General features: G+C 73.6%; 27 protein-coding genes and 1 pseudogene. 15 read left to right on the top strand and 13 right to left on the bottom strand.

The window, feature by feature from the left end; translation table 11 throughout:
• Positions 1-315: 315 nt before the first annotated feature.
• The gene (locus ACL02O_RS13850) at positions 316-1,692 is read right to left on the bottom strand and encodes a hypothetical protein (RefSeq protein WP_412818450.1); all 1,377 of its coding nucleotides are present in this window, start codon (positions 1,690-1,692) and stop codon (positions 316-318) included.
• A 128-nt stretch (positions 1,693-1,820) separates the two neighbouring features.
• Here ACL02O_RS13850 and ndhC point away from each other — a divergent pair, with 128 nt between their 5' ends.
• The gene (gene ndhC / locus ACL02O_RS13845; RefSeq protein ID WP_412818449.1) at positions 1,821-2,198 is read left to right on the top strand and encodes an NADH-quinone oxidoreductase subunit A; all 378 of its coding nucleotides are present in this window, start codon (positions 1,821-1,823) and stop codon (positions 2,196-2,198) included.
• Positions 2,199-2,310: 112 nt separating this feature from the next.
• Here the strand turns inward: ndhC and folP are convergent, their stop codons facing one another.
• Positions 2,311-3,180 carry a dihydropteroate synthase gene (gene folP / locus ACL02O_RS13840; RefSeq protein WP_412818448.1) on the bottom strand — a complete coding sequence of 290 codons (870 nt, stop codon included), beginning with the start codon at positions 3,178-3,180 and terminating at the stop codon, positions 2,311-2,313.
• 151 nt (positions 3,181-3,331) lie between these two features.
• On the opposite strand from folP, the gene ACL02O_RS13835 reads away from it, so the two are divergent.
• The 5 genes from ACL02O_RS13835 (at position 3,332) to ACL02O_RS13815 (ending at position 6,777) form a co-directional block, all read left to right on the top strand.
• Positions 3,332-4,096 (top strand): DivIVA domain-containing protein, encoded by a 765-nt coding sequence (locus ACL02O_RS13835; protein WP_412818447.1) that lies wholly within the window; start codon positions 3,332-3,334, stop codon positions 4,094-4,096.
• A complete protein-coding gene (locus tag ACL02O_RS13830) occupies positions 4,093-4,590 on the top strand; it encodes an SRPBCC family protein (RefSeq protein WP_412818446.1) in 498 nt (165 codons plus the stop codon). The genes ACL02O_RS13835 and ACL02O_RS13830 overlap by 4 nt, the downstream gene beginning before the upstream one ends.
• Before the next feature lie 46 nt (positions 4,591-4,636).
• A complete protein-coding gene (locus ACL02O_RS13825; RefSeq protein WP_412818445.1) occupies positions 4,637-5,221 on the top strand; it encodes a DNA-3-methyladenine glycosylase I in 585 nt (194 codons plus the stop codon).
• A gap of 62 nt (positions 5,222-5,283) precedes the next feature.
• The gene (locus ACL02O_RS13820) at positions 5,284-5,961 is read left to right on the top strand and encodes a hypothetical protein (RefSeq protein WP_412818444.1); all 678 of its coding nucleotides are present in this window, start codon (positions 5,284-5,286) and stop codon (positions 5,959-5,961) included.
• Between the two features lie 63 nt (positions 5,962-6,024).
• On the top strand, positions 6,025-6,777 hold the full coding sequence (locus ACL02O_RS13815) for an SDR family NAD(P)-dependent oxidoreductase (RefSeq protein WP_412818443.1): 753 nt from the start codon (positions 6,025-6,027) through the stop codon (positions 6,775-6,777).
• 128 nt (positions 6,778-6,905) lie between these two features.
• Here ACL02O_RS13815 and ACL02O_RS13810 read toward each other — a convergent pair whose 3' ends face one another.
• Together ACL02O_RS13810 and ACL02O_RS13805 are read right to left on the bottom strand one after the other, a co-directional pair.
• A complete protein-coding gene (locus tag ACL02O_RS13810) occupies positions 6,906-7,697 on the bottom strand; it encodes an enoyl-CoA hydratase/isomerase family protein (protein WP_412818442.1) in 792 nt (263 codons plus the stop codon).
• Positions 7,698-7,701: 4 nt separating this feature from the next.
• The gene (locus ACL02O_RS13805; protein ID WP_412818441.1) at positions 7,702-8,520 is read right to left on the bottom strand and encodes a PaaX family transcriptional regulator; all 819 of its coding nucleotides are present in this window, start codon (positions 8,518-8,520) and stop codon (positions 7,702-7,704) included.
• Positions 8,521-8,710: 190 nt separating this feature from the next.
• On the opposite strand from ACL02O_RS13805, the gene ACL02O_RS13800 reads away from it, so the two are divergent.
• Positions 8,711-8,878, top strand: coding sequence for a DUF3117 domain-containing protein (locus tag ACL02O_RS13800; RefSeq protein WP_203990634.1), 168 nt, complete (start codon positions 8,711-8,713; stop codon positions 8,876-8,878).
• A gap of 144 nt (positions 8,879-9,022) precedes the next feature.
• Positions 9,023-10,483: a leucyl aminopeptidase family protein gene (locus ACL02O_RS13795; RefSeq protein WP_412818455.1), complete on the top strand. Its 1,461-nt coding sequence runs from the start codon at positions 9,023-9,025 to the stop codon at positions 10,481-10,483.
• 78 nt (positions 10,484-10,561) lie between these two features.
• On the opposite strand, the gene ACL02O_RS13790 is transcribed toward ACL02O_RS13795, so the two are convergent.
• A complete protein-coding gene (locus tag ACL02O_RS13790) occupies positions 10,562-11,212 on the bottom strand; it encodes an O-methyltransferase (RefSeq protein ID WP_412818454.1) in 651 nt (216 codons plus the stop codon).
• Positions 11,213-11,426: 214 nt separating this feature from the next.
• On the opposite strand from ACL02O_RS13790, the gene ACL02O_RS13785 reads away from it, so the two are divergent.
• Together ACL02O_RS13785 and ACL02O_RS13780 are read left to right on the top strand one after the other, a co-directional pair.
• On the top strand, positions 11,427-12,734 hold the full coding sequence (locus ACL02O_RS13785; RefSeq protein WP_412818440.1) for a S1C family serine protease: 1,308 nt from the start codon (positions 11,427-11,429) through the stop codon (positions 12,732-12,734).
• Between the two features lie 72 nt (positions 12,735-12,806).
• Positions 12,807-13,235 carry a Sec-independent protein translocase family protein gene (locus tag ACL02O_RS13780; protein ID WP_412818439.1) on the top strand — a complete coding sequence of 143 codons (429 nt, stop codon included), beginning with the start codon at positions 12,807-12,809 and terminating at the stop codon, positions 13,233-13,235.
• Positions 13,236-13,348: 113 nt separating this feature from the next.
• Here the strand turns inward: ACL02O_RS13780 and ACL02O_RS13775 are convergent, their stop codons facing one another.
• The 3 genes from ACL02O_RS13775 to ACL02O_RS13765 form a co-directional block, all read right to left on the bottom strand.
• Positions 13,349-14,497: an Mrp/NBP35 family ATP-binding protein gene (locus ACL02O_RS13775; protein WP_412818438.1), complete on the bottom strand. Its 1,149-nt coding sequence runs from the start codon at positions 14,495-14,497 to the stop codon at positions 13,349-13,351.
• Between the two features lie 177 nt (positions 14,498-14,674).
• Positions 14,675-15,283, bottom strand: a complete 609-nt coding sequence (locus ACL02O_RS13770) for a DUF1003 domain-containing protein (RefSeq protein WP_412818437.1) — start codon at positions 15,281-15,283, stop codon at positions 14,675-14,677.
• Positions 15,276-16,562: a magnesium transporter MgtE N-terminal domain-containing protein gene (locus ACL02O_RS13765; protein ID WP_412818436.1), complete on the bottom strand. Its 1,287-nt coding sequence runs from the start codon at positions 16,560-16,562 to the stop codon at positions 15,276-15,278. Before ACL02O_RS13765 ends, ACL02O_RS13770 begins: the two co-directional genes overlap by 8 nt.
• Positions 16,563-16,595: 33 nt before the next feature.
• On the opposite strand from ACL02O_RS13765, the gene ACL02O_RS13760 reads away from it, so the two are divergent.
• Positions 16,596-17,465: a PhzF family phenazine biosynthesis protein gene (locus ACL02O_RS13760; RefSeq protein WP_412818435.1), complete on the top strand. Its 870-nt coding sequence runs from the start codon at positions 16,596-16,598 to the stop codon at positions 17,463-17,465.
• Positions 17,466-17,855: 390 nt separating this feature from the next.
• Positions 17,856-18,389, top strand: coding sequence for a hypothetical protein (locus ACL02O_RS13755; protein ID WP_412818434.1), 534 nt, complete (start codon positions 17,856-17,858; stop codon positions 18,387-18,389).
• Between the two features lie 32 nt (positions 18,390-18,421).
• On the opposite strand, the pseudogene ACL02O_RS13750 reads toward ACL02O_RS13755, so the two are convergent.
• Positions 18,422-19,114, bottom strand: a pseudogene (locus ACL02O_RS13750) (HAD family hydrolase); the annotation flags it as partial.
• A 96-nt stretch (positions 19,115-19,210) separates the two neighbouring features.
• Here ACL02O_RS13750 and ACL02O_RS13745 point away from each other — a divergent pair.
• Positions 19,211-20,173 carry a DMT family transporter gene (locus tag ACL02O_RS13745; RefSeq protein WP_412818433.1) on the top strand — a complete coding sequence of 321 codons (963 nt, stop codon included), beginning with the start codon at positions 19,211-19,213 and terminating at the stop codon, positions 20,171-20,173.
• A 73-nt stretch (positions 20,174-20,246) separates the two neighbouring features.
• Here the strand turns inward: ACL02O_RS13745 and ACL02O_RS13740 are convergent, their stop codons facing one another.
• The 3 genes from ACL02O_RS13740 to ACL02O_RS13730 form a co-directional block, all read right to left on the bottom strand.
• On the bottom strand, positions 20,247-21,212 hold the full coding sequence (locus ACL02O_RS13740; RefSeq protein WP_412818432.1) for a hypothetical protein: 966 nt from the start codon (positions 21,210-21,212) through the stop codon (positions 20,247-20,249).
• Between the two features lie 158 nt (positions 21,213-21,370).
• Entirely contained in the window at positions 21,371-22,087 is a 717-nt protein-coding gene (locus ACL02O_RS13735) for a GNAT family N-acetyltransferase (protein ID WP_412818431.1), read from the bottom strand.
• A 50-nt stretch (positions 22,088-22,137) separates the two neighbouring features.
• A complete protein-coding gene (locus tag ACL02O_RS13730; RefSeq protein ID WP_412818430.1) occupies positions 22,138-22,962 on the bottom strand; it encodes an SDR family NAD(P)-dependent oxidoreductase in 825 nt (274 codons plus the stop codon).
• A gap of 124 nt (positions 22,963-23,086) precedes the next feature.
• Here ACL02O_RS13730 and ACL02O_RS13725 point away from each other — a divergent pair, with 124 nt between their 5' ends.
• Positions 23,087-24,043, top strand: a complete 957-nt coding sequence (locus tag ACL02O_RS13725; protein ID WP_412818429.1) for an HpcH/HpaI aldolase/citrate lyase family protein — start codon at positions 23,087-23,089, stop codon at positions 24,041-24,043.
• Positions 24,044-24,091: 48 nt separating this feature from the next.
• Here ACL02O_RS13725 and ACL02O_RS13720 read toward each other — a convergent pair whose 3' ends face one another.
• On the bottom strand, positions 24,092-24,574 hold the full coding sequence (locus ACL02O_RS13720) for a DUF4190 domain-containing protein (protein WP_412818428.1): 483 nt from the start codon (positions 24,572-24,574) through the stop codon (positions 24,092-24,094).
• A gap of 117 nt (positions 24,575-24,691) precedes the next feature.
• On the opposite strand from ACL02O_RS13720, the gene ACL02O_RS13715 reads away from it, so the two are divergent.
• The gene (locus tag ACL02O_RS13715) at positions 24,692-25,582 is read left to right on the top strand and encodes an SDR family NAD(P)-dependent oxidoreductase (RefSeq protein WP_412818427.1); all 891 of its coding nucleotides are present in this window, start codon (positions 24,692-24,694) and stop codon (positions 25,580-25,582) included.
• Positions 25,583-25,588: the final 6 nt, after the last annotated feature.

The raw sequence follows: 25,588 nt of genomic DNA, 5'->3' as shown, positions 1-25,588 counted from the left end.
GAGTTGACGGATCTGCTTGGTCACGCCCGCACCTCGCTTCGCTCAGCGCCGTCGCAGGGGCGGCTGAACAGTGTGGTGACCCCGCCTTGCCCGGCCACATGCCCTCCTTGACGTGCTGCTGCCGCCGGCCGTCCGTCTACCTGGGCCCGGCCCGCTCCATTTCTCACGTCAGAGCCTACGTCGGGCCGTTAGCGCCATCTTGGTGGAGGTCCGACGTATGGGACCTGATCGGCCCGCTGTATGCCCGTCTTTGCGGTGTTTAGTACCGCGACCCGTAATCCAGATCACGGCCCTGCCGGAGCCGGTCCCGGCGGGTCACTCGCCGCCGGTCGGCTCGTTCATCCGGCGGCGCAGCGAGCTGGTCGCCAGGGCCAGCGCGAGCACCACCAGCAGGCCGGAGGTCATGACCAGCAGGGTCGCCATCCGCTGCGGTGAGCCGAGCCCGCCGTCCCCGCCGGTCCGCTGCTCGCTGGCGGCGAGAACGCCCTGGGAGCCGGTCGGGACGGGTGTGCCGGCGGGCGACGTGGCCAGCGCCGCGGCGGCGGTGATCCGGAAGGTCAGCTGTACCTGCTGGTCCCGGCCGCTGCGCGGGTCCAGTCGACCGAGGACCGCGCCCGCCAACGGGGCCCGGCGCTGGGCTTCCGGTGTGGCGGCCACCGGAAGTCGCAGCACGGTGGTGCGCCCCGCCGCCAGGGTGCCGACGTCGCAGCGGGTGCGCTCCGGATCCATGACGGTGCAGCCGTCCGGCAACTCGGTCGCGGCCACCCCCTCGGGAAGGACCACGTCGACCCGCCCGGCGGCGTCGACCTTGCCGGTGTTGCCGAGGCGTACGGTCAGGGCGGTCGGGGCGCCGCTGATGTCGAAGACCACCTCATCGGCACGGAGCGAGATGCCGGGCGCCGGCGGGCCGGGCGGAAAGAGGACCGCGAAGCCCTCGCCGTCCATGGCCGTGCCGGCGACGCCCGGCGCGCGGCCGGTCACCTGGACCGATCCGCTCAGCGGCATGGACTTCCAGGCGTTGCCGGCCACGCGGACCCGGATCGCGCTGCTGAACCGGCTGCCCGGCGGCGCGTCCCACTCACCGCAGCGGTAGCTGCGGCCACCCGCGGGGGCGCAGCCCGGGGTGCCGGCGTCGGTCAGGCCGGCCGGCAACGTGTAGCCGAGGCGGATCTCCTCGGTGGCGCTGCCGGTGTTCGTCACGGTCACTCTCAGCGTGGCCACGGTGCTGTCGGCGTTCCAGTAGCCGGACGGGAGCGAGAGGTCCTCGGTGGTGACCCGTACCCCGAGCCGCCCGCCGGCCGGGCCCGGCCGGGCGGGCGGGACTGCGGGGGGCGGAGGCGCGGTGGTGGTCGGCGCGGTGGTGGTGGGCACCGGGTTTCCCGGGGCGGTGGTCGTCGGCGCCGGGGCGGTGGTCGGCGGGGCCGGCGGCGTGGTCTCCGGGGGTGCGCTCTCCGTCGGTGGCGCGGTGGTCGGCTCCGTCGCGGTCGGATACACCGTCGGCGTGGCGTCGATCGGCTCGGTGCCGGGCTCGGTGGCCGCCCGGACCACCCCGGTCACCGCCGTCGAGGCCGTCGCCCACCCGGGCGCGACCGCGACCGCCGCCACGAGGCCGGCGGCCAGCGCGGGGGCGAACAGCACGGCGGTACGTCGATGCACGCCCCGCCGGGCGGGGCGTACGCGGGGGCGGGCCATCTGTCCTCCGTGACGCTCAGCGACGTTTCATTATCTGGCAACGGTTGCCATGGGACACTAGTCCCGTCCGGAAACAAATCCGTAACGTGCCCGGGACGCTTCCACGGTCGGAAGGTAGGCTGCCGACCGTGACCGGTTACCTCGGCTCGTACGCCACGCTCGGTCTCCTGTTGCTCGCCGCCGTCCTCTTTTTCGTTACTGCGTTCTCGGCCAATCGGGTGTTACGTCCTGGCCGTCCGGCTGAGCCCTGGGGCAAGCGGTCCACGTACGAGTGCGGCCTCGACCCGGTCGGCGGCGACTGGGCGCAGATGCAGATCCGCTACTACGTCTACGCGTACCTGTACGTGCTCTTCGCGGTCGAGGCGGTCTTCCTCTTCCCCTGGGCGCTGGTCTTCGACCGGCCCGGGTTCGGCGCGACCACCGTCGTCGAGATGGCGGTCTTCGTCGCCGTGGTGGCGCTCGGCATCCTCTACGCCTGGCGCAAGAACATCCTCCGCTGGACCTGACGACGGCTCCAGGACGCTGCGCGGCGTCGGACCGGCCCTCATTCGGTCCGGAGCGCCGCCGGGCGGCGCGGAGGGCGAATCATGGCCGCCGGCCGCGCCGGCGTTGTCGCGATCAGGCCAGGCCGCGGCGGGTCGACCTCGGCGGCCGGTCACCCTTGATCGAGGCCACCATGTCGAGCACCCGGCGGGTTTCGCGTACCTGATGGGCGCGGAACACCCGGGCTCCGAGCCAGGCCGACACGGCGGTGGCCGCGAGGGTGCCCTCCAGCCGGTCCGGCACCGGCAGGTCCAGCGTCTCGCCGATGAAGTCCTTGTTCGACAGGGCCACCAGCAGCGGCCAGCCGGTACCGGTGAGCTCCGCCAGCCGCCGGGTGATCTCCAGCGAGTGGCGGGTGTTCTTGCCGAAGTCGTGCGCCGGGTCGATCAGGATCCCGTCCGGGCGTACCCCGAGGGCGACCGCGCGGTCGGCGAGCCCGGTCACCGTCGCGATCACGTCGGCCACCACGTCGTCGAAGGCGGCCCGGTGCGGCCGGGTCCGCGGGGTCAGCCCGCCGGCGTGCGAGCAGACCAGCCCGGCGCCGGTCTCGGCGGCGACCCGGGCCAGCGCCGGATCCGCCCCCGACCAGGTGTCGTTGAGCAGGTCGGCGCCGGCCGCCACGGCCTCCACCGCCACCTCGGCCCGCCAGGTGTCGATCGAGATGACCACGTCGGGGAAGGCGGCCCGGACCGCGGCGATGGTGTCCACCGTCCGGCGGATCTCCTCGGCCACGTCGACCTCGTCGCCCGGCCCGGCCTTCACCCCACCGATGTCGATGATCTCCGCGCCCTCGGTGACCGCACGCTCCACCGCGCGCAGAGCGGTGTCCTGGGCGAAGGTGGCACCCCGGTCGAAGAACGAGTCCGGCGTGCGGTTGACGATCGCCATCACCACCGGCTCGCCGGGGGAGAAGGTCCGTCCACCGAGCCGCAGCTCCGCCGCCATGCCCGCCCTCCTGATCTCCGGTCTGGTGCCGGCCTTCCCCGACGCTATCCGGTCCCACCCGGACCGGCCCGGGCGGTACGCCCGGTTTCGAATCATGATCGGAGCGGGTGGAGGGCTCGCCCCGCGCCGTCCCGCATGCCACGATCTCCCCATGGGTGAGGTTCTGCTCCTCTTGGTCGTGGCGCTCACCGTCGCGGCGGTGGTGTTCGGGGTGACGGTGCTGGTCTCCGGACGCGATCCGGGCCTGGTGCCGGCCGAGCCGGACGGGCGGGCCGTGCCCCTGCCGGGTGGCCGGCCGCTGCACGAGGCGGACGTCGCCGAGGTGCGCTTCGACACCGCGCTGCGGGGCTACCGGATGGCCCAGGTCGACCAGGCGATGCGCCGGGCCGCGTACGACATCGGCTACAAGTCGGAGCTGATCGGCGTGCTGGAGGCCGAGGTCGCCGCGCTCCGCGAAGGCCGGGCCGAGGAGGCCGACGCGCTGCGCCGGGCCCGGGAGGAGGCCGCCGGGGCGAGCCCGGCCGCCGGTACCCCGGCCGGCAACGACCCCACGGCCGACGCCGCGATCGACGGGCTGACCGCCGAGGCGGGCGTGGCCGAGGCGCCCGCCGCCGCCGCCGTCGAGGACGAGAAGTCCCTCCCCGCCGACCTGGCCCACCGGCCCGCGCCGGCCGGCCCGGAGGCTCCGGTCGCCCCGCTGACCACCCCGGTCGACGCGACGGCCGGGCCCGAGCTGGCCCGGCAACCGGGGACGGACGGGACCGCCGCTGCCGGCGACCCTGACGCCCGACCCGCCACCGACGCCGGTGAAGATCCGACCGGCGGCCCGGCCGGCGGGACCGCCGGCGGCGGCGACCGCGACCCGGGCGACGGCGGCCGGACGCGAGGTGCGGTGGTCCGGTCGGAGTCGGCGTGACCGGGCCGGAGGGCGTCGACGACTTCACCGAGGCGGCCCAGCCCGGTGCCGGCGAGGTCACCGCGACGGTGGTGGTCAACGCCCCCGCCGAGCGGGTCTTCGCGGCGCTGACCGCCTGGGAGCGGCAGTCCGACTGGATCCCGCTCACCACCGTCCGGGTGGTCGAGGGGGACGGCGGTGAGGGGAGCCTCGTCGAGGCGGTCACCGCGCTCGGCCCGGCTGCCCTCCGGGACGAGATGCGGGTGGTCCGGGTGGACGCCCCGTACGAGGTCGGCGTGGTGCACTGCGGCAAGCTGCTGCGCGGCCCGGGCGTGTTGCGCTGCACCCCGATGGAGCGGGACCGCACCCAGGTGGTCTGGCACGAGTGGTTCCACCTGCCCGGCGGGGCTGCCGGCCGGGTGGCCTGGCCGGTGCTCTGGCCCGGCTCCAAGTTCAGCCTGACCCAGGCGCTGAAGAAGTTCGCCCGGCTGGTGGAGCAGGGCCGCCTGCCCTGAGCCCGGTCGTGGCCGGTTGTCGGTGGGCTGGCCTACCGTGTACGCCGTGACTGACCTGGTGACCGGCGCCGACGGGCTGCCCCGCTGCGCCTGGGGGGCGAGCACCCCGGACTACGCCGTCTACCACGACGAGGAGTGGAGCCGGCCGCTGCGCGGTGACGACGCGCTCTACGAGCGGCTGACCCTGGAGGCGTTCCAGTCCGGGTTGTCCTGGCTGACCATTCTGCGCAAGCGACCCGCCTTCCGGCTCGCCTTCGACGAGTTCCGGATCGAGAAGGTCGCCGGCTACGGCGAGGCCGACGTCGCCCGCCTGCTGGCCGATGCCGGCATCGTGCGCAACCGGGCCAAGGTCGAGGCGGCCATCGCCAACGCCCGGGCCGCCCTGGCACTGCCCGCCGGCCTCTCCGCCCTGCTCTGGTCGTACGCGCCGTCACCCCGGGCGGCCCGGCCGCGCTCGTTCGGGGAGGTGCCGGCGATCACCGCCGAGTCCACCGCGATGGCCAAGGCCCTCAAGAAGCAGGGCTTCCGTTTCGTCGGTCCGACCACCGCGTACGCGCTGATGCAGGCGACCGGCATGGTGGACGACCACCTCGCCGGCTGCCACGTGGCCCGGAATCCGTCCGGGGCGTGAACCGGGCGACGTGCGGCGGACGCGACGGCGTCGACGCCGTCCCGGCGTGATGGGATTGCACCATGACCGACACCGAGCTGCGTTCGAGCGGAACCATCGACGGCGGCACCGACGGCTCCAGGTCGTGGCGTGGCGGAAGACGCGCCGAGTTGGAGTCGTCGGACGACTCCGCCGCCTGGGCGGTGCTGCTGCCGGCCGAGCGGTACGAGGCCGAGCGGCTGGTCCATCACGACACGCTGGAGCTGACCGGGCTGGACGGCGTCGCCCGGCCCCGGCCCGGTGATCCGGTCGCGGTGCTGGTCGAGGAGCCGCTCCGGCTGGTGGCCCTCGGCCGGGTGGCCCTGACCACCGCCGAGAGCCGGGAGGACCCGGACGACCCGCAGTCCGAGGCGGGCCCGGGGGCGCTCGTGGTGACGTACACCCGGCGGGTGCTCGACGAGCCGGTGGCGGTCGGCGGGCTGGCCCTCGACGGGCTGCTCACCGGGCTCGACCCGGCCGTCTGGCGGGCGCTGGCCGCCCGGCTCGGCCCGCCGCCGGCCCGCCGGTCCTGGCTGGTCAGCCTCGACCTGCCGATCGAGGCGGCCTCGCCGGCCGAGGCGGTCCGGCTCTTCTGGTCGTACGTGCAGGAGCTGGGCCCGCGGGAGCTGCCGGCCTTCGTCTCGCCGTCCGGCGACGAGCTGGCCATGCAGGCGTTCGTGCTCGGCGTGGAGGCCAACCAGGATCCGGAAGAGGACGACTGACCCGTCCCGGCCCGGTTAACGTGCGGGAGGGGCCGGTGCCGGCCGGCCGCGCGAGGGGGTCGGATGCGCTTCCAGGACAAGGTCGTGTTCATCACCGGCGGCGCGTCCGGGCTCGGTGCGGCGGCGGCCCGGCGGTTCGCGGCCGAGGGCGCCAGGGTGGTGGTCGCCGACATCGACGCCGAGGGCGCCGCGCGGGTGGCCGGCGGCCTGCCCGACGGGTACGCGGTGACCGTGGACACCGGTGAGGCGGCCGCCGTGGAGCGGGCCTTCGCCGACGCCGTGCGGCGCTACGGCCGGATCGACGTCATCTTCAACAACGCCGGTATCGACGGCAGGCAGCAGTCGCTGCACGAGATGGACGTGGAGAACTGGGAGAAGGTCCGCCGGGTCAACGGGGACGGGGCCTTCTTCGTCCTCCGGTTCGGCATCCAGGCGTTGCTGCGCGGCGGCGGGGGCGTGGTCGTCAACACCTCGTCGACGACCGCGTTGGCCGCCCAGGAGAACATCTCTCCGTACACCTTCACCAAGGCCGGGATCGTCGGCCTGACCCGGTCGGCGGCGATCGAGTACGCGGCGCGCGGGGTCCGGGTCAACGCGGTGGCCCCGACGGTGGTGATGACCCCGCTGGTGGAGCACTTCATCGACAGCGCGCCGGACCCGGCGCAGATGCGCCGGCAGATGGAGTCGTTCAACCCGATGCCCGGCATCCCCACCCCGGAGGACATCGCAGGCGTGGTGGCCTTCCTCGCCTCCGACGACGCCGCCTGGATCACCGGGCACACCCTGCCCGTCGACGGCGGCTACGTAGCCCGCTGACCCCGCCCTCATCGTTCGCGCCCACGCCGCCCCGGCCGTGCGCCCTCGTTCACGGAAAGAGTGGCCATCCGGCACCGGATGGCCACTCTTTCCGTGAATCAGCGGGGGCCAGGGGAGCGCGTGAGGGGTCAGCGGCCCTCGAAGACCGGCTTCTGCTTGTTGACGAAGGCCATCGTGGCGGATCTGTGGTCCGCGGTGGCACCGCAGATCGACTGGGCCTGGGCCTCGGCGGCCAGGGCGTCGGCGAGGGTGCCGGCGTCGGCGATGGAGAGCTGCCGCTTGATCGCCCCGTACGCGACGGTGGGGCCGGCGGCGAGCCGGGCGGCCAGCTCCTGCGCGGCGGGCAGCACCTGCTCGTCGTCGTCGACCAGCCGGGTGAGCAGGCCCAGCCGGCGTGCCTCCTCGGCGCCCACCGGTTCGGCGAGCATCAGCAGCTCGACGGCCTTGGCGTGGCCGACCAGCCGGGGCAGCGTCCAGGACGCGCCGGTGTCGGCGGCGAGCCCGACCCCGGCGAAGGCCATCAGGAAGCGGGTCTTCGGCCCGCCGATCCGGAAGTCGGCCAGGAACGCCAGCGAGGCGCCCGCCCCGGCGGCCATGCCCCGGACCGCGGCGATCACCGGCTTGGGCAGGTCGGCCAGCCGGGCGGCGATCGGGTTGTAGTGGGCCCGCACGGTGGCGAGGGGGTCGGCGTCGGCGGACTCGAGGGTCTGCACGTGCTCCCGCAGGTCCTGCCCGGCGCTGAACGAGCCACCCGCGCCGGCCAGCACCACCGCCCGGCAGGACCGATCGGCCTCCAGCTCGGCCAGGGTGTCCCGGAGCGCCTCCTTGAGCGCCACGTCGAGCGAGTTCATCGCCGTCGGGCGGTTCAGCGTGAGGGTGACGACGGCGTCGGTGCGGTCGACGAGCAGCGGCTCGGTCACGTTTCTAACGACCCTTCTGTCGGGCGAGGCGGTGGCTGGCGTCGAGACACAGCTCGACGTACCGGTCGGCGGCCGGCCGGAGCCGGGCCGCGTGCCGGTCGAAGAAACTGGCGGCGCTGGTGCCCGGCCAGCGCTCGGGAAGCAGCGCCGGGGGCAGCTGCGGGTCCCGGAAGAGGAAGGTACGCCACGCGTGCACCAGCCGGAACCGGGCCGCGTACGCCTCTTCGTCGCTGCTGCGGACGGTGACGCCGGACAGCAGCGGCTTCTGCTCGGCGACGAACCGTTCGTACGCGCGGCCGATCTCGGCCAGGTCCCAGGCGCGGCGGACCACGCCCATCGCGCCGGGTGTCCCGGCGGCGTGCGCGGCGGTGAACCGCTCGTAGCGCACGCCCGCCTCGGCGAGCAGCACGTCCACGTCCTCACCCGGCCGGGTCGCCACCCAGGTGCAGTCGTCGAGCGTGCCGTAGCCGAGGAAGGTCAGGTTGGCGGCGAGCCGCTGCCGGTCGCGGCGAGCGGCCGGGGCGTCCAGCACCAGCAGATCGAACCGGCCGTCCCAACTGTGCCGGCCGGTCCGGTAGATCCGGACGGCCGCCTCATCGAGTCGGCGGGCTGCTTTGGGTGTGATCGAATAGCCGGGGCCGGAGACGAGCCGGAGGGGTTCGAGCCAGCCCTGGCGGACCATCCGGGACACCGCCGTGCGTACTGCCGGAGGTGCGATCCCGAGCGGCGCCAACAGCTTGACCAGGGCGGCGACCGGTGCGCGTCCACCCCTCGCCCGGAGATGGTCGCCGTACAGGTCGAAGAGTGCCGACCGTGCCTGCATGACCGCACATTGTGACAGGCCTATCCAAGATAAGCTAGATGCTGTTACATCAATGCTGCTTCGGTTTGGGTCCGGCGGTGTTCATCAGGGAAAATCATGGGTCGAGGCCCCCGTGGTGGTTGCGGGTGGTCATGGCGGAGTGGCTGTGGGGCAACCCACCAACCCTGGTGTAGGTCTGAGGGGAGACAACATGGCGGCGATGAAGCCGCGGACGGGCGACGGTCCGCTGGAAGTCACCAAGGAGGGCCGGGGCATCGTCATGCGGGTCCCGCTGGAGGGTGGTGGCCGGCTCGTCGTCGAGATGACTCCCGACGAGGCCACCGCGCTGGGTGACGCGCTGAAGGCGGCCGTCGGCTGATCGACGAGCGGTCCGCGCGAACGTGCCGTGCGGACCGCTCGTACGTCCCTGAGCCACCGGCTCTGTCGGTGGCTCAGGGTCTTCATCGGCCCTGGTTGTGGCGAATTGCCCTGTTTTGAGTACTTTTCGGAGGTGCGGTCCAGCGTGCTGGCCATCCGTCTGGTGAGCGAGCCCGAGCGGCTCGACACCCTCGTCCTGCCCGTCCGTAACGAAGGGTCGGATGCCCCGGCCACGCTGGTCCCGACCGCCTCGCCGCCCGCCGACGACCTCCAGGCGGAGGCGACCGCGCTGATCCCCGCCGCCCGGCTCAGCGGGGCCGCAGGCGAGGTCCGGGAGCACCTGCGTCCCGGCGGCACCCCGGGACGGCTGGTGCTCCTCGGCGTCGGCGCGGGCGACGAGCAGAGCTGGCGGACGGCGGGAGCGGCGCTGGCCCGAGCCGCCCAGGATGAGGCGCAGGTCACAGTCGTGCTGCCGGCCGGCGACCAGGCGGCGCTGCGCGGCCTGACCGAAGGGCTGCTGCTCGGGTCCTACCGGTACCGGCTGACCGAGACCGGCGGCGCGCCCGCGCTGGCCGAGGTGGATCTCGTGGTTGGCGACCCGGAGGGCCTCGCCCCCACGCTCGACGCGGCGCGGACCACCGCGGAGATGACCCGGCTGGCCCGCGACCTGACCAACACCCCCTCCTCGGTCAAGAACCCGGCCTGGTTCGCCGCGCGGATCGAGGCCGCCGCCGCCGAGCACCCCGACCTGCACCTGCGGGTACGCGAGCCCGAGGAGCTGGCGGCCGAGGGCTTCGGCGGGATCCTCGCCGTCGGCGGCGGTTCGGCCAGCGGACCCCGCCTGGTCGAGCTGGACTGGCGGCCGGCGGACGCGCGTACCCACGTTGTGCTGGTCGGCAAGGGCATCACCTTCGACACCGGCGGCATCTCGATCAAGCCGGTGCCGGCGATGAAGCTGATGCGCAAGGACATGGCCGGCGCGGCCGCGGTGGTCGCCGCGACCCTGGGCGCCGCCGCGCTCCGGCTGCCGGTCCGGGTCACCACGCTCGCGCCGCTCGCCGAGAACATGGTCAGCGGCTCGGCGTTCCGCCCGGGTGACATCGTCCGCCACTACGGCGGCCTGACCAGCGAGACCACCAACTCCGACGCCGAGGGCCGGCTGGTGCTCGCCGACGCCATGGCGTACGCGGTGCGGGAAATCAAGCCCGACCTGCTGGTCGACCTGGCCACGCTGACCGGCGCGAACGCGGTGGCGCTGGGCAAGCGGCACGGCGCCCTCTACAGCGAGAACGACCAGCTCGCCGCCGACCTGCTCACGGCGATCGAGGCGGCCGGCGAACGGGCCTGGCGGATGCCGTTGGCCGCCGACTACGTCGAGTACCTCGGTAGCGACATCGCCGACCTGCACAGCTCCCCGGCCCGGGGTGCCGGCTCGGTGGTGGCGGCGCTGTTCCTCCGCGAGTTCACCGGCGAGCTGCGGGACCGCTGGGTGCACGTGGACATGTCCGCCCCCTCCTGGTCGGAGGACACGCACGCGGAGCTGACCAAGGGCGCCACCGGCTGGGGCGTACGCGGGCTGCTGCGCTGGCTGGCGACGCTGGGCTGACTGTCAGGGCGACGGCTGCGGCGCGGCGCCCCGCCGCGCCGCAGCCTGGAGCCGTCGCCCGGCGGGGCCGGCGCCGGGTCAGCCCTTCACGGCGGCCAGCAGGCCGTGCCCGACCGGCAGCAGCGCCGGGATCCAGTGCTCCGACTCCCGCACCGCCTTGATGGTTTCCCGGACGGTGACCGTCGCCACGTCGCGGGCGGCCGGGTCGCCGATCCGGCCGCCCGCGAGGGCGCCGTTGAGCGCGAGCACCCCGCCCGGGCGCAGCAGCCGCAGCGCGGCGTCCACGCAGGCGGTGAAGGTGGTCGCCTCGGCGTCGACGAAAACCAGGTCGTAGGCGCCGTCCGCGAGGCGCGGCAGCACGTCGAGGGCCCGGCCGGTGATGATCCGGGTACGCCCCGACGGGAAGCCCGCCTCCAGGAAGAGCCGCCGGGCGATCCGCTGGTGCTCCACCTCCACGTCGATGGTGGTGAGCACGCCGTCCGGGCGCATACCGCGCAGCAGCCACACGCCGCTGACCCCGGTGCCGGTGCCGATCTCCACCACCGCCCGGGCGTTGCCGGCGGCGGCGAGCAGCCGCAGCGCGGCCCCGGCCCCCGGGGTGACGGCGTCCACGCCGACCTCGCGGGCCAGGCTGCGGGCGGTCCGCAGCACGAGGTCCTCGGTGACGTACGACTCGGCGAACTGGAGCGCCTGGGCCGTCGAGTTGCCGGAACTGGCGACCGTGGCGATGGGACACCTCCGGGCGGCGGGAGTGGTGCGAGGGGTCGGTTGGCGGTATGAGCCTAGAGGCGGCCCGGGCTGCGCGCAGCCGCGAGTCGGCTCCGGAACGATCACGGCGGGCAACCCCTGACTCCACCCGTGGCATCCGTGCAATCCTGGACGTGCCCCGTGTGTCACGGTCGGCCGGCTCCGCCGGTGCCCGGCACGGGACACGCGGGACGGAGTGGGAGGCACCGACGTGACCGACGGCTGGGACTGGCGCCAGCCCGGCGGGGGGCCGGCACCGGCGGGACGGCCGGCGCCCGGCGACCCGCCGCAGGGCGCCGGCGGCGGCAGCTCACCCTGGTGGTCCGACGCGCTGGCCGACCCCTGGCGGGATCCGTACGCGCCCGCCGCGGTGGTGGTGCCGGCGGCGCCGGCCGGCGGCGGCGAGCCCGAGCCGGTCGCCGACCCGGACGCCCCGGGCCGGTCGGGAGTCCGGCAGGTGGTGCTGATCTCCCTGATCACCGCGTTGCTGGCCGGCTCGCTCGGCAGCGCCCTGACGTACGCCTTCCTGCGCGGCGGGAGCGACGTCCCCACCCTCGGCGCGCAGTCGGCGCAGGCCCCGGCGCTCGCCCAGCGCAAGCCCGAGTCACTGGCCGGCGTCGCCGAGAAGGTGCTGCCCAGCGTGGTGACCGTCCGGGTCTACAGCATCGGTGGCACCAGCGAGGGCTCGGGCTTCGTGGTCAGCGCCGACGGGCACATCGTCACCAACGACCACGTGGTTTCCGGGGGGCCCGGCAAGGCCACGGTGATCTTCAGCGACGGCATCACGGCACCCGGCACGGTGGTGGGGCAGGACCCGGAGTCGGACATCGCGGTGATCAAGGTGGCGCGTACCGGGCTGAAGCCGGTGGAGTTCGGTGACTCGGACGCGCTCGCGGTCGGCGACCCGGTGCTCGCCATCGGTTCGCCGCTCTCCCTGGCCAACACGGTCACCGCCGGCATCGTCAGCGCCCTGGACCGGACCATGCAGGCCGGGGAGCCGGGCGGCCCGACGCGCTACTACGCGGCGATCCAGACCGACGCGGCGGTCAACCACGGCAACTCCGGCGGCCCGCTGGTCGACGGCGCCGGCCGGGTGATCGGGGTGAACTCGACGATCAAGTCGCTGGTCGCCGACGGGCAGGACGCCGGCAACATCGGGCTCGCCTTCGCCATCCCCATCAACCAGGCCAAACGCGTCACCCAGGACATCATCGGCACCGGCCGGGCCCGGCGTACCGTGATCGGCGCCCAGGTCGGCGGCACCGGCGCGGCCAGCGGCACCGGCGTACGCCTCAACTCGGTGGAGCCCGCCGGTCCGGCGGCGGCGGCCGGGCTCAAGGCCGGTGACGTGGTGCTGCGGCTGAACGGTCATCCGATGACCGAGCCGACCGACCTGGTCGCCCTGGTCCGCAAGTACGCACCCGGCTCGGTGGTGACGGTCGAGTACCGGCGGGGGTCGGCCCGGCAGAGCGCGTCCGTGACCCTCGCCGCAGACGCGAAGTGAGCGGCGGTCACCCCCTCCCGCATCGCGCTGTGACGTGCGTAGTCTGGGCGTGACACGCACGAGGAGGCCGGAGTGCTCGACAACCTGAACTGGTGGGAGATCGGCGCGCTGCTGCTTCTGGCTCTGTTGATCTTCGGTGACCGGTTGCCCGCCGTCATCAACGACGGCCTGCGGATGGTCCGCAACCTGCGCGCCATGGCCCGCAACGCCACCGGTGACCTGAGCCGGGAACTGGGCACCGACATCCAGCTGGAGGATCTGCACCCGAAGGCCTTCATCCGGAAGCACCTGCTCAGCGAGGAGGACGAGCAGGCAATCCGGAAGCCGTTGCAGGGCATGTACGACAACCTGCGCCAGGACATCTCCGGCGTGCACGAGAACCTGAAGGGCGTCGCCAAGGCGGCCGACGTGCGAACCAACGGCAACCGCCCGGCCACCGCCACCGGCGGCACCGCGGCCCCCGCACCGGCCCCCCGCCCCAGCTACGACGACGCCACCTGACCCGCCGCCTCCTCCGCCCTGGAAGTCACCAGAACGGAGAATGAGTGGCCATTCCACCTGGAATGGCCACTCATTCGGTGAATCAGGGTGGATCTTGGGGACGTGCCCCGGGGTCAGCGGCCGGAGGGCTTGAGACCCAGGGGCTTGCCGAGGAGGGACTCGCGGCGCACCGCCAGACGGTCGGCGACCTGGATCAGCGCCTTGGCGGCCGGAGCGTCCGGCTGGGCCAGCACGATCGGGGCGCCGGCGTCGCCGCCCTCACGGACCCGGGTGTCCAGCGGAACCTGTCCCAGCACCGGCACCTGCGCGCCGATGGTCCGGGTCAGCGACTCGGCGACGGCCTCCCCACCGCCCGCGCCGAAGACCTCCATCCGGGAACCGTCCGGCAGCTCCAGCCAGGACATGTTCTCGATGACGCCGACCACCCGCTGGTGGGTCTGCAGGGCGATCGCGCCGGCCCGCTCGGCCACCTCGGCGGCAGCCGCCTGCGGGGTGGTGACGACCAGGATCTCCGCGTTCGGCAGCAGCTGGGCCACCGAGATCGCGATGTCGCCGGTGCCCGGGGGCAGGTCCAGCAGGAGTACGTCCAGGTCGCCCCAGTAGACGTCGGCGAGGAACTGCTGCAGCGCCCGGTGCAGCATCGGGCCGCGCCAGACGACGGCCGCGTTGCCCGGGGTGAACATGCCGATCGAGATGACCTTCACGCCGTGCGACTGCGGCGGCATGATCATGTCCTCGACCCGGGTCGGGGCACCCTCCGCGCCGAGCATCCGGGGCACCGAGTGGCCGTAGATGTCCGCGTCGACCACGCCGACCGAGAGGCCGCGGGCGGCCAGCGCGGCGGCCAGGTTGACCGTGACGCTGGACTTGCCCACGCCGCCCTTGCCGCTGGCGACCGCGTACACCCGGGTGCGGGAGCCGGGCTGGGCGAACGGGATCACCGGCTCGGCGTTGGCCCCGCCGCCGCGCAGCTTCGCCTGCAGCTCCTGGCGCTGTTCCGGGCTCATCACGCCGAACTCGATCTCGACGCCGGCCACCCCGGGCACCGCGCCCACGGCGGCGGTGATGTCGGTTCGCAGCTTGTCCTTCAGCGGGCAGCCGGCCACGGTGAGCAGCAGCTCGACGCGGACGACGCCGTCGTCGCCGACCTCGGCGGAACGGACCATGCCGAGCTCGGTGATCGGCCGGCGGATCTCCGGGTCGTTGACGGTGGCCAGCGCGGCCTGGATCGCGTCGGAGACGGTGCTGACGGGTGCTGACATGCCCGCAATGCTACGTCGGTGGTCATCGGTGGCCGCCGCTGGCCGGGGGTGGTGTGAGCGAATCGATGGCACCAGCCGAGGGCTGGACGGCTCGTGCCGCGAAGTGGGACGATTCGAGGCGAACGCCGCTCGCCTGGCCCCTTGAGGCGCGCGGCGTTCAATAGTTTCCGTCCGGGTTCAGCTCTCGAACCGCCCGTCGTGGGCGTAGTCGCCGTCCAGGTCGTCGCGGGGCTCGTCGAGCGGCTCGCCGCCGGCCTGCCGCCGGGCCTCGAGATCCTGCTGCTTCCGCTCCAGCTTCCGCCGGCGCTCCGCCGCCTCGTCCAGCTCCTCGGCCAGCCGGGCCAGCTCCGAGCGGAGGAAGTCCCGGGTGGCCACCTCACCCATCGCGATGCGCAGCGCGGCGATCTCCCGCGCCAGGTACTCCGTGTCGGCCTTCTGCATCGTGGCCCGCCGTCGGTCCTCCTCCAGCGCCACCCGGTCCCGGTCGGCCTGCCGGTTCTGCGCGAGCAGGATCAGCGGGGCCGCGTACGACGCCTGGAGGGAGAGCACCAGCGTCAGGAAGGTGAAGGTGTACGGGTCGAACCGCAGGTTCGCCGGGGCGAGGGTGTTCCAGAGGAACCAGGCGGCGAGGAACAGGGTCATGTAGACGAGGAAGTTCGCCGTACCCATGCTCCGGGCGATGCCCTCGGACACCCGGCCGAAGGTTTCCTGGTCGATCCGGGGGAGGCGCAGGCCCCGGGGTGCCCGCGGCTGGTCCAGCCGCTCGGGTCGTCGCTGGTCAGCCATCGGCGCGGTCCATGGTCTCCGTGCCGGCGGGGGCCGTGGTCGGCACCGCGTCCCGGTCCCGCCAGTCCCGCGGCAGCGAGTGGTCCAGCACGTCGTCGACGGTCACCGCGCCGACCAGCCGGTTGTTCCGGTCCACCACTGGCATGGCCACCAGGTCGTAGGTGGCCATCCGGCGGGTGATCTCGGGCAGCGGGGTGGTCGGCCGGAGCGGGTCGATGTCGTTGACCACGACCCCGCCGAGCAGGTCGGCCGGCGGTTCGCGGAGCAGCCGCTGGAAGTGCACCATGCCCAGGTACCGGCCGGTCGGCGTGGTGAGCGGGGCGCGGGCGACGAAGACCTGCGCGGCCACCGCCGGGGAGAGCTGCGGCTCCCGGATCCGCGCGAGGGCCTCGGCCACCGTGGCGTCCGGCGGCAGGATCACCGGCTCGGAGGTCATCACGCTGCCGGCGGTGCCGGAGGCGTAGCGGAGGAGCTGGCGTACCGGGTTGGCCTCGTCCGGTTCCATCAGGTCGAGCAGCACGTCCTGCTCCGGCGGCGGCAGCTCGTTGAGCAGGTCGGCCGCGTCGTCCGGATCCATCTCCTCCAGCACGTCGGCGGCGCGCTCCCGGTCCAGCGCGGCCAGGATCTCCACCTGGTCGTGCTCGGGCAGCTCGCTGAGCACGTCGGCGAGACGCTCGTCGTCCAGCGCCGCCGCGACCTCGTTGCGCCGGGCGTCGGGCAGGTCCTGCAGCGCGTTGGCCAGGTCGGCCGGGCGCATGTCCTCCAGCACGGCGAGCAGGTTGGCCGTACCCCGGGCGTCACCGAAGCTGCCCAGGCCGCGGACCCGGTCCCACTCGACCTGGTGCAGGTGGCCGCGGCGGGTGAGCCGGCTGGTCTGCTCACGGACGGCGACCCGGGTCAGCGACCACTCGCCGCCCCGGCTGCACTCCATCGCCACGTCGACCACCGAGCCGGACTGCCCGGTGTCCAGCTGGACCCGACGGTCCAGCAGCTCCTGGAGCACCAGCACCTCGTTCGGGCGCTTCTCGAACCGGCGCAGGTTGAGGGTGCCGCTGCCGAGCACGACGGCGTCCGAGTCGATGGAGGTGATCCGGTTGATGGACAGGAAGATGCGTCGCCGCATCGGCATCTCCGCGACCAGTCCCACCACCTCCGGCGGGCGCTGGGTCGGGCGCATCCGGGCGACCGCGTCGCGGACCCGGCCGACCTGGTCGCCGTTCGGGTCGAAGACGGCGACTCCGGCGAGTCGAGCGATGTAGACCCGGTTCGGCGTGCTCACGGGCACCAGCCTAAGGGCCTAGTGTTTATCAACATGTCGACCCTGGCCTACGAGATCGTGGACGTCTTCACCGATCGCCCCTTCGCCGGCAACCCGCTGGCCGTGGTGTTCGGCGCCGAAGGGCTGGCCACCGAGCAGATGCAGTCGCTCGCGCTCGAGTTCAACCTGTCCGAGACGGTGTTCGTGCTGCCGCCGACCCAGGTCGGCGCGACCTACCGGGCGCGGATCTTCACCCCGGCCGCGGAGCTGCCGTTCGCCGGGCACCCGAGTGTCGGTGCCGCGGTGACGGCTGTTCGACGTGGGCTGTTCGAGCTGGGCGGGGTCACCCAGGAGTGCGGCGCCGGCGTGCTGCCGATCGAGGTGACCGCCACCGGTGCGACGCTCACCGGCGGCACTCCCACCCTCGGTCCCGAGCTGGACCCGGAGCCGCTGCTGGAGATGGTCGGCCTCACCGCCGCCGACCATGCCGGTCCGGCGCCCCGGGTCGCCGGCTGCGGCCTGGAGTTCCCCTACCTGCCGGTACGCCCGGATGCGGTGGCCCGTGCCAAGGTGAACGCCGCGGCGGCGGAGCGGTACGGAGTGGAGCACGTGAGCGTTTTCTCCTGGGACGCCGGATCGCAAACCGCGCACGCCCGGGTCTTCGTGCCGGGGCTCGGCGTGCCGGAGGACCCCGCCACCGGCTCCGCCGGCCTCGGGCTGGGCGTGTGGCTGGTCGCCAGCGGGCTGCTGCCCGGCGAGGGGCGCGCCGAGTACGTGATCCGCCAGGGCGTCGAGATCCACCGGCCGTCGACGCTGGCCTGCATGGTGACGGCCGCCGGCGGGGTGGCTGTCGGCGCGACGGTCACCGGGCAGGTCATGCCGGTGGCGCGGGGCGAGATCGCCGTCCCACCCTTCGTGGGCTGAGCAGCGGCACCCGTGGGTCGTCGGCCGACGGGAGCCCCGGTCGACCGGCCCGGCGTCCACTGTTCCGCTCGCTTTGAAGTTGAGTCGTCTGCGACATCGGCCGGCCCGGCGGCCCGGTCCCCGGGCGCTTCATGCCGCCAGGTTCGTGGCACCGCCCGAGCATCCGGCCCCGCCGAGGTGGCGCCGGCCGTGGCGGTGCCGGCCTCGCGCTGGTGGCGCCGGCCCTGCCGTGGTGACGCCTGCCCTCCGTACCGGCTGGTGAATCGTTTGCGACATCAGCTTGAAAGGGGGGCGACGAGCGGATGCCGGCCACACCGACTCGGCGTCAAAGGGCAGCCGTCCGCGCGGTAGCGTGCGACGGAGGACGTGTTCCGCCCGGGGCGAACCGGAATGCGGGAGGATGCCGGAGTGACTGACGAGGTGGACGAGCGGGTCACCACGCCCCTGGTTGACGAGGCGGTGAAGAAGGCCGCCGTCTGCTGGGTGAGCGTCGGCGGCGGACCGGCGTACGCGCTGTGGTGCCTGCCGGCCGACGGTGCGCTCCTGGTGGTCACCGGCCCCGGCGAGCAGTCCGCGCCCGGACTGGCCGACACGGAGGCGGCGGACGTGACCCTGCGCGGCGACCACGGCGGCCGGATCGTCACCTGGCCGGCCCGGGTGACCCGGCTGCGACCGGGCACCGAGGAGTGGGAGACCGCCGCGCCGCTGGTCGCGGCGAAGCGGCTGAACGCTCACGGCCCGGCCGCCGACCTGGTCGCCCGCTGGGTCGCCGAGGGCTGCGCGGTCAACCGGCTGGCCCCGGCCGGTACCCCCGTCGCCGGCACCGGGCTGCCGGCGGAGTCGCTGGCCGAGTCGCCCCGGGAGGCCCCGGTGGTGCGGGCCACCCGCAGGCCGTTCCGCCTGCACAAGGTCCGTCGCCGCTGAGCGGACCCGGCGGGCCAGGCGGCGGCGAGCGGTGCGGCGGCGACCGGATCGACCAGGTCGAGCACCCCGGCCAGTGAGGCCAGCAGCGGGCCGTCCCAGGACCGGTCCGCGTTGAAGACCATGTGGTCGGTCAGATCCGGCGCGGCGAGCCGGACCGCTGTCATGCCCGCCCGTTCCGCGCCGGTCAGCTCCTGGCTGCCGCCGTCGCCGACGTAGAGGCAGTCGGCCGGGGCGAGGTCGAGCCGACGGCAGGCGGCCAGGTAGAGCGCGCGGTCCGGCTTGCAGCGGCCCACCTGCACGGAAAAGACGCGTACGTCGAGCAGCGGCGCGATCGCGAGCTGGGGCAGGAACGCCGGCAGTTCGTGGGTGCAGTCGCTGATCAGCCCGGTGCGTACGCCCAGGTGGCGCAGCGCGGCCAGCACCGGCACCGCCTCGTCGCGCAGCCGCGTGTCGGCGCGAACCGCCCGGTGGCGGGAGGCGACGGCGGCGCGTACCGCCCCGTCGGACGGACGCACGCCGGCCTGCTCGCAGACCCAGCGCAGGGTCGCCTCGGCATTGCCCAGCCGGCCGCTGGCGCGCTGGTAGTAGGTGCGGTCGAGCACCTCGGTCAGGGTGTCGGGTGGACAGCCGAGCAGCTCGGCGGTGGCGTGATGGGCGGAGCCCCGCTGGACGCAACGGGTCAGCGTGCCGAAGAAGTCGAACAGCACCGCCTGGTACCTGGACATGCGGGCGCCTCCGGACGTCGAGGCGAGGGGTCGCCGGGACGGGCATGATCGTAACCGGGTGCTGACGTTCCGTGCTGTCCCCCGGTCGTGTGAGGATTGCTCTCCGTGTCGTCCACTCCGCCCCGGCCGCTCGACCCGCTGACCGTCGGCGCGCTCGTGCTGGCCGTCGCCGCCGTGTCCTCGTCGGCCCCGCTGGTCGCGTTCGCCGCCGCGCCGGCGCTCGCCATCGCGTTCTGGCGCAACCTGCTCTCGGTCGCCGTGCTCGGCCCGTTCTCGCTGGCCCGCCGACGGGCGGAGTTCCGCGCGCTGACCGTGGGCGCCGGCCGTCGAGAGGGGCTGTACTGCGTGCTGTCCGGGCTGGCGCTGGCCGCGCACTTCGCCACCTGGATGCCGAGCGTGCGGCTCACCACCGTCGCCGCCGCCACCGCGCTGGTCGCCACCCAGCCGGTCTGGCAGGGGCTGATCGCCCGGTGGCAGGGGCGGCGGCTGCCGGTGGCGGTCTGGGCCGGCATCGGGGTCGCCGTGCTCGGCGCGGCGCTGGCCACCGGCGCCGACTTCACCGTGTCCGGCCGGGCCTTCGCCGGTGACCTGCTCGCCGTGGCCGGCGGCATGTGCGCCGCCGTCTACACCGCCTTCGGCGAGCGGGCCCGGGCCACCATCAGCACCACCACGTACACCACGATCTGCTACGGGGTCTGCGCGGCGGTCCTGCTGGTGGTCTGCCTGCTCGGCGGGGTGCGCCTGCACGGCTACGACCTGCGTACCTGGCTGGCCGTCCTCGGCCTGGTGGCCGGTGCCCAGCTGCTCGGCCACTCGATGTTCAACTACGCCCTGCACCGCGTCTCGGCGACCACGGTCAGCGTGCTGATCCTGTTGGAGGCGCCGGGGGCGGCCCTGATCGCCTGGGTCTGGCTCGGCCAGCTGCCCCGCCCGCTCGCCCTGCCCGGGCTGGCGCTGCTGCTGGCCGGCGTCGCGGTCGTCATCCTGGGCGGCGCCCGCGCCGGCCGCCGTACCCCGCCGGTCGCCGTGCCCGCCGACCCGGCGCCGCTCAGCGACTGAACCGCCCCGCTCTCACGCAGAGCGCAGCCCCGGATGCGGGCGTGCAGGGCGGATACGGCCGGTGTGTACGCGGTCACCTTGGCGCTGCCGGCGCCGGCCCCGGCCACCGTCCCGCTCGACGTGCTGCTGACAGAGATTCGAAGGCGGGCGCCGTCATCGGCGCCGATCGGGTGACCGTGCGGGAGTTCATGGCGTCGACGGGCAGGATGTTGTCGTCGGCCCACCGCCAGCGGAGCCCGTACGCGCAGCGCCCGTCGGGTTTGTGGACGTCCACCACGTACTCGACCGAGCCGTCCGGGCCGGGCACCTTCTGGAACGGCACCTCACCGGTCTCCTGCCGGCTGCTGCGGGACCGCGCGCTCCACCGCACCCCGACCACCTCCAACGGCACCCGGTCCCAGGTGAACCGGAGCCGGACGATGAGCCGGTCGACCCGTTGTTCCTCCCCGCTTTCCCGGTAGTAGGGCTGCATTCGTCCACCGTCGTCGGAAAAGGTGTGGCGAAGGCCGACCCACACCCGGTATCCCCTGCCGATCGGCCGGTGCAGGTAGATCCAGCGACGAATCCGGCCGTCCTCTTCCGGCGTCCGGCCGTCCAGCAACAACTGATCTGCGTAAAGGCATTCCGGCGTGCTCGGACAGCGGCTACGGGCGCTCCAGTGGGAGCGGATCGGTACGAGGCGGAATCCGTTCCGGCCAGCGCGGATCCGCTGTCGGCGGACATAGTCGTACCGCTGATGGTCGCTCACCCCACTGACCGTCAGTAGCCCTTCCAGTTGTTCGATCACGAAGTCGCCTCGCTCGGTTCGTCGCCTCCGCCGCCCAGCCAGGTAACCGAAGGCGCCGGAACTCAGGGCACCCCCGCCGGCCACTGCCCATCCGGTGGCGTCAACGTCGCCCCCGGCATGACTCAGCCAAGCCCACGCGACGCTGCCCGCAGTGATCGAGACGGTGGCAAAGAACAACATCGCCTGCACCGCCTCCACCGCGGCCCGCAGCATCCGAAATTGCAGCCTGTCCAGTGCTTCTTCCGGTCGCATGGCCACCCCGATCGGTCGAAGATGAGGTACCGGATTTTGAAGCGTAGAGCCATGCGTCTGCGAATTGCATTTCTCTCATCGATTTTCACGATGAATGAGTTCGCGGTCATCATTCATTCCCGCCGTCAGATCCCACTCGATGCCGGCCAGCCGGACAGTCAGACGTCGCGGACCTCCAGGACCTGGGTGGTGGGGGCGGCATCGCCGAGCCCGGCACGGAGCGCGACGCGCTCGGGGTCGGCCATGAATCCGTCGTAGCCGGCCCGTGCGGCGAACCGGATCACGTGCACCTCGGTCCGGCCGTCGCCGGTACGCAGTCGCCGCTCCAGCCGGCCGCCGTGCCGCCCGAGCAGGGCCAGCACCGCGTCCTCGTACCGTCGACCGGCCTCGGCGTCGGCGCTCAGGTCCACCAGCGCGACCAGCCGGACCACACCCGCCGGGTCGTCGACCAGCGATTTCCAGAAGTGGTGGTCGACGTGGCCGCCCGGGACACCGTCCCGGATGCCGGTGTCGGTGTAGCCGTGCCGACGGTAGAACGCGGGCGCCTGGAACGAGAACGACGCCACCGAGATCTCGGTGCAGCCACGCTGCCGGGCCTCCTCCTCGGCGGCCCGCAGCAGCCGGCCGCCCCAGCCCGCGCGGCGACGGTCGTCCCGCACCCAGACGGTGTTGATCCCGGCTCGGCCGCCCCACGTCCAGCCGGTCAGTCCGGCCACCAGCTCGCCGTCGGGGTCGACCACCCGTACCGTCAGATCGGCCTCGTCGTCGGCGCCGGTGGCGGCGTTGTTGAACGCGGTCAGCTCCCGGTCGATCCGGGCGGCCAGGTCGTCGTCCGCGCCGCCGATGTGCAGCCGCGCTCCCTCGTGCTCGGTCATGTGGCGGAGTATCCCAGCGGCGTCGCCCGCCGGTGGGGCCGGCGCAGCGCTCAGGCGTCGACGCCGACGGCCTGCGCGCTGGCCGTCCAGAGCCGGGCGGCCAGTTGCGGGTCGCGGGCCTTGGCGAGCGGCCGGCGCGGGCGGCGGTCGTAGTAGTAGCCACCCGAGGTGAGCCGGGACGGATCCTGGTTGGCCAGCCAGACCAGCGTCTCCGCGCCCTTCTCCGGGCTGCGGAAGGGCAGCAGCCGCATGCCCAGCGAGACCAGCGGACTGTCCGCGCCGAACCGGGTGCGCACCACCCCCGGGTGGAACGAGTACGCCGGCACGTCGGGCCAGCGGCGGGCGGCTTCGGCGGTGAACAGGATGTTCGCCTGCTTGCTGGTGCCGTACGCCCGGTACGCCCGGAAGTCGCGCAGCGTCGCGTTCAGGTCGGCGGGGTCGAGGACGCCGCTGCGGTGGGCGCCCGAGGCGGTCACCACCATCCGGCCGATCCGGTCCCGCAGCAGGTTGCTGAGCAGGAAGGGAGCGAGGTGGTTGGCCTGGATGCTGAGTTCGAAGCCGTCCACCGTGGTGACCGGCTGGAGCACGATCGCCCCCGCGTTGTTGGCCAGCACGTCGATCCGGTCGTACGCGGCGCGCAGCTTCTCGGCGAGCCGGCGGACGTCGTCCAGCACGGCGAAGTCGGCGCGGAACAGTTCCGGGCGCTCGCCGCTGGCCTCCCGGACCCGGTCCCCGGCGGCCTGCAGCCGGGCCGGGTCCCGCCCGACCAGGACCACCTGGTCACCCCGGGTGGCCAGGTCGACCGCCGCGGCCAGCCCGATGCCCGAGCTGGCCCCGGTCACCACCACGATCCGACGCTCAGTGAGATCTTCCACAGGTCCATTCACCCCGGTCACGGCACGAGGTTACCGTGGCGTCACAACGCCCTTTGGGATCGTTAAGTTCTCGATTTCTGAAACTTTTCGCGCCGGCCCCGCCGGACGCTGGAAGGAGCGCACCATGACCGCTGTCGGTCGCCCCCGCCGGTCCTGCCTCGCGGTACCCGGCTCCAGCGTCAAGATGCTCGGCAAGGCCCAGGGCCTCCCCGCCGACCAGGTCTTCCTCGACCTGGAGGACGCCGTCGCCCCGCTGGCGAAGCCGGACGCCCGCAAGAACATCGTCGCCGCGCTGAACGAGGGCGGCTGGGCCGGCAAGACCCGCGTGGTCCGGGTCAACGACCTGACCACGCCGTGGACCTACCGGGACGTGATCGAGGTCGTCGAGGGCGCCGGGGCCAACCTGGACTGCATCATGCTGCCGAAGGTGCAGAACGCCGCGCAGGTGCAGTGGCTCGACCTGACGCTCACGCAGATCGAGAAAACCCTCGGCCTGGAGATCGGCCGAATCGGCATCGAGGCGCAGATCGAGAACGCGGCCGGCCTGGTGAACGTCGACGCGATCGCGGGCGCCTCGCCGCGGGTCGAGACGATCATCTTCGGCCCGGCCGACTTCATGGCCTCGATCAACATGAAGTCGCTGGTGGTCGGCGCGCTGATCCCGGACTACCCGGGCGACCCGTACCACTACATCCTGATGCGCATCCTGATGGCCGCCCGGATGCACGACAAGCAGGCCATCGACGGCCCGTTCCTGCAGATCCGGGACGTGGACGCGTTCCGTGAGGTGGCCAAGCGCTCGGCGGCGCTGGGCTTCGACGGCAAGTGGGTGCTGCACCCCGGCCAGATCGACGCGGCCAACGAGGTCTACTCCCCGGCCCAGGCCGACTACGACCACGCCGAGCTGATCCTGGACGCGTACGACTGGTACACCTCCGAGGCGGGCGGGAAGCTCGGCGCGGTGATGCTCGGCGACGAGATGATCGACGAGGCGTCCCGCAAGATGGCGCTGGTGATCGCGGCCAAGGGCCGGGCGGCCGGGATGACCCGTACCTCGACCTTCACCCCGCCGTCGGAGTGAGTGCTGCCGGACGGGCCGCCCCGGGACGATCGGGGCGGCCCGTCCGCGTCAGTAGCTGCTGGAGCTGTCGGCGATCGCGGCGACGACGATCGCCGCGATGAACAGGACCATCAGGGCGGTGAGGATCCAGCCGATGATGATGCCGGCCTTCGCCATGCCCTCGCCCTGCTCGCCCCGTTCCCGGATCTGCTTCAGCGCGACGTGGCCGAGGATCGCGCCGATCGGGGCGGTGATGCACGAGGTGATGCCGATCAGCGAGAGCGCCAGCGCCGCGATGGCCATCCCGTTGGTCCTGGTCGGTGGTGGGCCGTACGCCGGGTAGGCCGGCGGGTAGCCGCCCGGCGCGTACGGGTCGCCCGTCGGGTAGGCCGGCGTGGCGTACGGGTCGGACGACTGCATCCCGGCGTACGGGTTCGCCGAGGTCGGCTGGGTCGGGATCGGGTTGCCGCCCATCGGCAGCGTCGGGTCGGCCGGCGGGCTCGACGGTTGGGAGGGGTCGTGCCAGCCGCCGGACTGCGGGGGGTAGCTCATCTGCTCATCTCCGTAGCTCTTCGGGTGCCGTCAGGGTAGCCAGCGGCAGGCAAACCGGAGGACCACCTTTCCGGGTGCCGCGTTGCCCGCAACGTCCACAGCGGGCAGGATCTCGGCATGGCACTTGACGCGCGCGGCGGTCGGTCGCGACGGGACGTGAGCCGTCCGGGCCTGGTGCGGCGCAGCCGTCCCGGCATCCCGGCCGGGTCCGCCGACCAGGACCAGCCGGCGCCGCTCGGCGAGCCGGTCACCATGCGACTCGACGGCCGGGTCGCGCTGGTCACCGGCGCCGGCAGTCCGGACGGCATCGGGTACGCGACCGCGCGTCGCCTCGCCGACCTGGGGGCCCGGGTGGCGATCGTCTCCACCACCCGGCGGATCCACGAGCGCGCGGGCGAGCTCGGGATGACCGGCTTCGTCGCCGACCTCACCGACGAGTCCGAGGTCGGTGCCCTCGCCGACGCGGTGGCCGAGCAGCTGGGCGACGTCGAGGTGCTGGTCAACAACGCGGGGCTGGCCAGCCGGGCCAGCCCGGAGGTGCTGCGGCCGGTGGCCCAGTTGAGTTACGACGAGTGGCGCGGTGAGATCGACCGCAACCTCACCACAGCGTTCCTGTGCAGCCGCGCCTTCATCGGCGGGATGGCCGAGCGCGGCTGGGGTCGCATCGTCAACCTGGCCGCCACCGCCGGGGCGGTCAACGCGTTGCCCACCGAGGCCGCGTACGCCGCGGCGAAGGCGGGTGTGGTGGGGCTGACCCGGGCCCTGGCCATGGAGATGATCGCCGACGGCGTGACGGTGAACGCGGTCGCGCCGGGCACCATCTACACCGCCGCCTCGACCGTCGCCGAGATCAAGCAGGGGCTGGGCACCCCGGTCGGCCGCCCCGGGACCCCGGACGAGGTGGCCGCGGCGATCGCCTTCCTCTGCTCGCCGGCCGCGTCGTACATCACCGGGCAGATGCTGGTGGTCGACGGTGGCAACAGCGTGCGGGAGGCGGAGTTCCGCTGACGGGGC

This window comes from Micromonospora mangrovicola, assembly GCF_047200535.1.
In the GTDB taxonomy this organism is placed as follows: Bacteria; Actinomycetota; Actinomycetes; order Mycobacteriales; family Micromonosporaceae; genus Micromonospora.
This window is presented reverse-complemented; position numbering and strand designations above follow the sequence as displayed.